This is a genomic window from Phreatobacter sp., assembly GCF_052440005.1.
Lineage (GTDB): Bacteria > Pseudomonadota > Alphaproteobacteria > Rhizobiales > Phreatobacteraceae > Phreatobacter.
Map to the genome: position 1 here is coordinate 1 of NZ_JBQVQL010000032.1, position 5,597 is coordinate 5,597.

Genomic DNA, 5,597 nt, shown 5'->3' on the forward strand with positions numbered 1-5,597 from the left:
GGCGGCCGTCGAGGCGCGGCGGCGTTGACGCCGTTCGGCGCCCGGGTCCGCGCCCTGCGCGAGGAGCGGGGCGCCACCCTCACCGCCATGGCCGAGGCGGTGGGCGTCTCCGCCGCCTATCTCTCGGCGCTGGAGCACGGCAAGCGCGGGCGCCCGAGCTGGTACCTGATCCAGCGGATCATCGCCTATTTCGGCATCATCTGGGACGAGGCGGAGGAACTGGCGAAGCTCGCCGAAATCTCCCACCCGCGCATCGTCATCGACACGTCCGGCCTGTCGCCGCAGGCGACCGAACTCGCCAACCTGCTGGCGCGGCGGGTGTCTCTCCTGTCGGATGAGGAGATTGGTGAGCTGCTCTTCGTGCTGAAGTCGAAGCTGCCCGGGCGGTAGTCAGCCCTTCTGAAAGCTGCCGCCGCCCGATTGGACCAGCTCGCCCTGTTGTTTCACATCGAGACAAAAACCCGGAGCGCCTTGCCTGCGTCATCATTGTTTTTTCGTCGCGCTAACCGTCCATTAGTAGGACGGCCTCATTTCTTGCTGTCGATGAATGCCGGCGAAATCTTCGGGGATGCTTCGGGATGGCTATCACGCGGCGCGATGTTCTGGTCGGAACCGGTGGGCTGGCTGGGGCTCTCGGGCTCTACGGCGGGTGGCGCCTTCTCGTGCCGAGCGGGACGCTCCGTTATCGGCTGACCGTGGAGGTGGAGGTCGACGGCGAAATCCGGACCGGGACGAGTGTCGGCGAGGCCACCTATACGTCCATGCGGAGACTTCCTTTTTTGCTGATTCCTCCCTTCGTGTCGGATCTCAAAGCCGAAGCCACGGTCGTGGACCTCGGGCCGCGGGGGCTTCTGTTCGTCTTGATTGACAGGCTCACACACCCCCCCGGCTACCGTACCGTCGCGAGCAATTACCTCGCTGCCATCATACCGTGGGCATTCGGGTTTGGTGAGGAGACCATCCGCTCTATTTCATCCCTCAACAAGACGGTCGATCTCGCGGGCGACCTGCTGCCCCCGATGATCAAATTCGGCAGTCATCTGGTCCCTGAAAGCGCTCAGTTCGTCGACCCGAACAATCTCGAGCGATCGTTCGGCCCGAATGTGCGCCTGCGACGGGTCCGCCTGGCCACAACCCACGAGCCCATTACCAACCAAATCGAAAAGGTGCTCCCCTGGCTGCCAGGCTGGCAAGGTACGGTTAACCACAATGCCTGGATCGGCGGTGTTCCCGTCCTTCGTTCGCCTAATTTGGGAAGAGTTCACTTCACGCAGGGCCTGCCTTCGGCGCTTGATCGGATTTTTTCCTTCCGCGGATGAGGCGGCGATCGTCTTGCGAGACCAGGGATCGCGGCGGGTTGCCTGAGCTAGCCCTCGCCATCCCCCCGACGCTCGACGCCGCGCGCCGCCGGCTGGGGCGCGAGGACGGGGCGGAAGATCTCCACCGTGCGCTCGCGCCGGAGCGGGGCGGGCTTGTAGACCTGCTTGGTCGCCTCGACGAGGTGGACACCGGCGAAGGGCAGGGTCAGCGCCGAGCCCATGCGCTCCCAGGCGATGGCGGAGCGCAGCACCAGGGCCGTGCTGACGGGCGGCACCCACAGCGCCTGGCTCCAGGCCACCGGCGTGAAGGAGGACTGGCGCATGAGCTCGGTGAGCTGGCGCGACGAATAGGGCCGCCCCTGGCCGAAGGGCGTGGTGTCGCGCTGGGCCCAGAGGCCGCGGCGGTTGGGGACGACGGCGAGCACCTTGCCGCCGGCGGCGAGCACCCGCCAGGCCTCGCGCAGCAGCGCCTGGACGTCGTTAGAGACCTCCAGCGCATGGACGATGAGCAGCCGGTCGACGGCGGCATCGGCCAAAGGCAGCATGTCGTCCTCGACGAGGGCCGAGCGGCCGGGCCTGGCCGTCGGCCAGGAGATGACGCCCTGGCGCGCCGGCATGAAGGCGAGGGAGCGGTCGGCCTCCTCGCGGAAGATGCCGAGATAGGGGGTGCAATAGCCGAGGCCGACGGTGAGCATGCCGCGGGCGGAGGGCCAGTGGGTGCGCACGGCGCGCGTCACCATTCGCCGCGCGACCATGCCGAGCGGCGAGGAATAGAAGGCGCGCAGGTCGATGACGTCGGACACGCCGAACCTCGGCACGGGCAGGCCGGCGGCATGCCGGCCGGCGGGAGAATGGAATGGCCTTCGGCCGCAGGCAATGACATATAGCCGCCAGGATGAACGGTTACGAACCGCACCCCTCACCCCGGAGACGCGCATGGCCGCCGACGTTCACATGTTCACCTGTCTCAGCGACAATTTCGGCGCGCTGATCCATGACCGTGCCACCGGCGCGACGGCGGCCATCGACGTACCGGAGGCCGCTCCCGTGCTGGCGGCGGCGCAGGAGAAGGGCTGGACGATCAGCCACATCCTCGTGACCCACCACCACCCCGACCATGTGCAGGGCATCGAGGCGGTGAAGGCGGCGACGAAGGCCCATGTCATCGCCAATGCGGCGGACGCCCATCGCATCCCGCTGGTGGACGAGACGGTGGCCCCGGGCGGCAAGGCGCGCTTCGGCTCGCTCACGGCCGACGTCATCGACACGCCCGGCCACACGGTCGGCCACATCGTCTATCACTTCGCCGCCGAGAAGATCCTGTTCTCCGGCGACACGCTGTTCTCGCTGGGCTGCGGCCGCCTGTTCGAGGGCACGCCGCAGCAGATGTGGGAGGCGCTGAAGGTGCTGCGGGCCCTGGCCGACGACACCGCCGTCTATTGCGGCCACGAATATACCGGCTCGAACGCCAAGTTCTCGCTCACCGTGGACCCGGACAATGCGGCCCTGAAGGCGCGCGCCGAGGAGGTCTTCCGGCTGCGCGAGGCCGGCCAGCCGACGCTTCCGACCACCATCGGGCAGGAAAAGGCGACGAACCCGTTCCTGCGCGCGGACGATGCCGCCATCGCCGCCGTGCTCGGCATGCGGGGGCGCCTGCCGGCGGAGGTCTTCGCCGAGCTGCGCGAGCGCAAGAACAAGGCCTGAGACGGGGCGACCTCTAGAAGTCGACGGCGATGCCGCCAACCTCCCAGTCGTCGTAGCGCACGGGATCGGCGCCGCCGCGCCCGTGCACCTCAGGATTGGCGGCGAGCTCCGCCGCCTTGGCGTCGAGGGCGGCGCGGCGCTCGGCGGCCTCCGCCAGGGCGCGTTTCGCCGCCTCCGACAGCACCTTGACCGGGGTCTCGATGCGGGCGGTCGGCTGGTCGATGGCGACGGCGGTGGAAAAGACGGGGTTCTCGCTCATGGCCGGAAAATTGGCGCCCGGCGGGCCATAGTCAAGGCCGCCGGCCCGCCCCGGCGTTGACCGGCGGGCGGGCGTGACTATAGTCCGCCGCGCGTTGCCCCTATGGCGGAATTGGTAGACGCGCTCGACTCAAAATCGGATTTCAAATCAAGCGCAGCGGCTCAGAACCTGCTTGAAGACGTGAGCCGATGCCGCTGGACTTTATCAACTTGCGGGCTGCCCGTGTTCCCATATTTTTGGGGACTGGCAGCCGCCCTAGCCTGTCACTAGTGACAAATTTGGTGACGACTGCTAGGTCCGGCGTCGTGCGGGCGTGGTGGAATTGGTAGACACGCGGGACTCAAAACCCCGTGCCGCAAGGCTTGTCGGTTCGATCCCGACCGCCCGCACCAGAACATCGGGGGTTAAATGACCACGCCTGTTCTTCCACACCGGACACTCGTAGGCTTCCAACCTCGACGCTGCCCACACTGCGGAGTTGCTTCGCCAGCGGTCTCCAAGGTTTGGCAGCAAAGCCTTGGAGGCACAAACCGCCGCGGTAATCGCGTTTGGACAGCTTTCCACTGCGCCTCCTGCGGCGGTGTAATCCTAACGGTCAACCCTATCGATTCGCGCGGAAACATCGGACAGGAGATTGAATCAGTTTTTCCTCAAGAGAAGGTCGCTCATGAGGACATCCCGCCCGTAGCGCGGAAGTACCTCCAGCAGGCGATCGATACAATTTTTGCGCCGGATGCCTCCGCGGTAATGGCCGGCTCAGCCGTGGATGCCATGCTCAAGGAACTTAACTACACGGAAGGTTCTGTCTACTCTCGGGTCGAGCAGGCGTGGAAAGATCACAAGTTAACCGAAGGAATGAAGAACTGGGCTCATGAGGTGCGGTTGGGCGCCAATCGACCCCGACATGCCGATAGCGAGAACCCACACGTGTCACCGCAGGAGGCTCGGCAAGCCGTAGAATTTGCCGAGGCCCTTGGTCAGTTCCTCTTTGTTCTAAGCGCTAAAGTTGACCGTGGGATCGCGGCTGCTAAATCAGCCAGCTGAGGTGACACCCTTGGTGACAGAATGCGGCCTATTGTCACCGCCACAGGACTATTTATCTAATCTTTTCAACATCTTATTTTGGGGGACAAGACTCAAAATCGAGTTCCGCAAGGAGTGCTGGTTCGATCCCGGCTAGGGGCACCAATTTGCGCGTGCGCGGGAAGCCGACGCTGTTCGCGATTGCAAGAAATTGCCCAATCGTCATGGTGTTAGGCGGGCTGAACGTCCGTAACCGTACGTGGGCTGTTCTCCTGCCGCCCCGTTCCGACGCGCTGGAGGTGGCCATTTTTTCGCGGCCGACCATGCGCCGTCCTTCACCTTGACGTTACGAAAGGTTAGGCTCGTCCTCGGCCTCGCGCTGCGGAGCGTTGCGCGCCGGCCAGCCTTCTTGAGGGTGCCATGAGCCTTGACCTCTATCTGGCGGCGGCGCTCGCCGCAGCGACGTGGGCGGAGGTCGAGACCCTGTTCAAGGAGCTTGTGGCCGAGGACGGCTTCGACGCCGTCGCCTGCGGCAGCGTCGTCCATACGACCGCCACGGCGCCCCCTCTGTTCTTCTTCAACAGCTGGCCGCGCAGGTGGATCGAGCTCTATGCCGAGCGCAGCTTTCTCTACCACGACCCGGCGGTGAATACGGCAAGCCGCCGCATAGCGCCCTTCACCTTCAGCGAGGCCATCGACGAGGCGCCGGAAACGCCTGGCAAGCGTGAGCTTCTGAACGCGTTCCATGATTTCGGCTGGGTGGAAGGCTTCGCCGTGCCCATCCACGGCCCGGGCGGCTATTTCGGGCTCGTCACCATGGCAGGGCGCAAGTCGGCCACGGACCTGACGCCGCCCGTTCGCGCACGGCTGCACATGGCCGCCTTCGCCGCGCATGAGCGCTGCCGGCGCATCGGCGCCCCGGCGGTCGGCGCCGGATCACCGGAGCGGCTGACCCCGCGCGAGTTCGAATGCATGCGGTTGGTGGCGGCCGGGCGCACCGACCGCGACGTGGCCGATGCCCTCGGCATCTCCATGGCCACCGCGCGCTTCCACATCGACGGCGCCCGCCGCAAGCTCAACGCCGAGACGCGAAGCCACGCGGTGGCGATCCTGGTGCGGATCGGCTTGCTGTAATCGCGCGCGGCGGCCCCCCCACTATCGATTCCGATAGGTTTCGGCGGCCGGCCGATATGCTTGACTTTTCGCCGTCGAGCGTGGGCGAGGCGACCCCTTGCGACGGCGAGGCCGCATGTCGGGTTTGAAGGTGTCCGGACCATCGGACGGGGAGCGCC

Annotated in this window: 7 protein-coding genes and 1 tRNA gene; 6 read left to right on the forward strand and 2 right to left on the reverse strand. The window is 65.9% G+C overall.

The features are described 5' to 3' along the window. Positions 1 to 24 precede the first annotated feature (24 nt). Positions 25 to 390, forward strand: a complete 366-nt coding sequence (locus ACT6XY_RS09995; RefSeq protein WP_444748196.1) for a helix-turn-helix domain-containing protein — start codon at positions 25 to 27, stop codon at positions 388 to 390. A 188-nt stretch (positions 391 to 578) separates the two neighbouring features. Then, positions 579 to 1,319, forward strand: a complete 741-nt coding sequence (locus ACT6XY_RS10000; RefSeq protein ID WP_444748187.1) for a hypothetical protein — start codon at positions 579 to 581, stop codon at positions 1,317 to 1,319. Positions 1,320 to 1,366: 47 nt separating this feature from the next. Here ACT6XY_RS10000 and ACT6XY_RS10005 read toward each other — a convergent pair whose 3' ends face one another. Further along, entirely contained in the window at positions 1,367 to 2,074 is a 708-nt protein-coding gene (locus ACT6XY_RS10005; protein WP_444748197.1) for a methyltransferase domain-containing protein, read from the reverse strand. A 181-nt stretch (positions 2,075 to 2,255) separates the two neighbouring features. Between ACT6XY_RS10005 and gloB the strand changes: the two genes are divergently transcribed. Continuing rightward, positions 2,256 to 3,023 carry a hydroxyacylglutathione hydrolase gene (gene gloB, locus ACT6XY_RS10010; RefSeq protein ID WP_444748188.1) on the forward strand — a complete coding sequence of 256 codons (768 nt, stop codon included), beginning with the start codon at positions 2,256 to 2,258 and terminating at the stop codon, positions 3,021 to 3,023. A 13-nt stretch (positions 3,024 to 3,036) separates the two neighbouring features. On the opposite strand, the gene ACT6XY_RS10015 is transcribed toward gloB, so the two are convergent. Continuing rightward, on the reverse strand, positions 3,037 to 3,282 hold the full coding sequence (locus ACT6XY_RS10015; RefSeq protein ID WP_444748189.1) for a DUF1674 domain-containing protein: 246 nt from the start codon (positions 3,280 to 3,282) through the stop codon (positions 3,037 to 3,039). Positions 3,283 to 3,589: 307 nt separating this feature from the next. Between ACT6XY_RS10015 and ACT6XY_RS10020 the strand changes: the two genes are divergently transcribed. From ACT6XY_RS10020 to ACT6XY_RS10030, 3 genes are all read left to right on the forward strand, one after another. Continuing rightward, positions 3,590 to 3,674, forward strand: a tRNA-Leu gene (locus ACT6XY_RS10020). Positions 3,675 to 3,690: 16 nt separating this feature from the next. Next, positions 3,691 to 4,326 (forward strand): DUF4145 domain-containing protein, encoded by a 636-nt coding sequence (locus ACT6XY_RS10025; RefSeq protein WP_444748190.1) that lies wholly within the window; start codon positions 3,691 to 3,693, stop codon positions 4,324 to 4,326. Positions 4,327 to 4,725: 399 nt separating this feature from the next. After that, positions 4,726 to 5,439: an autoinducer binding domain-containing protein gene (locus ACT6XY_RS10030; protein ID WP_444748191.1), complete on the forward strand. Its 714-nt coding sequence runs from the start codon at positions 4,726 to 4,728 to the stop codon at positions 5,437 to 5,439. The last annotated feature ends 158 nt before the right edge of the window (positions 5,440 to 5,597 follow it).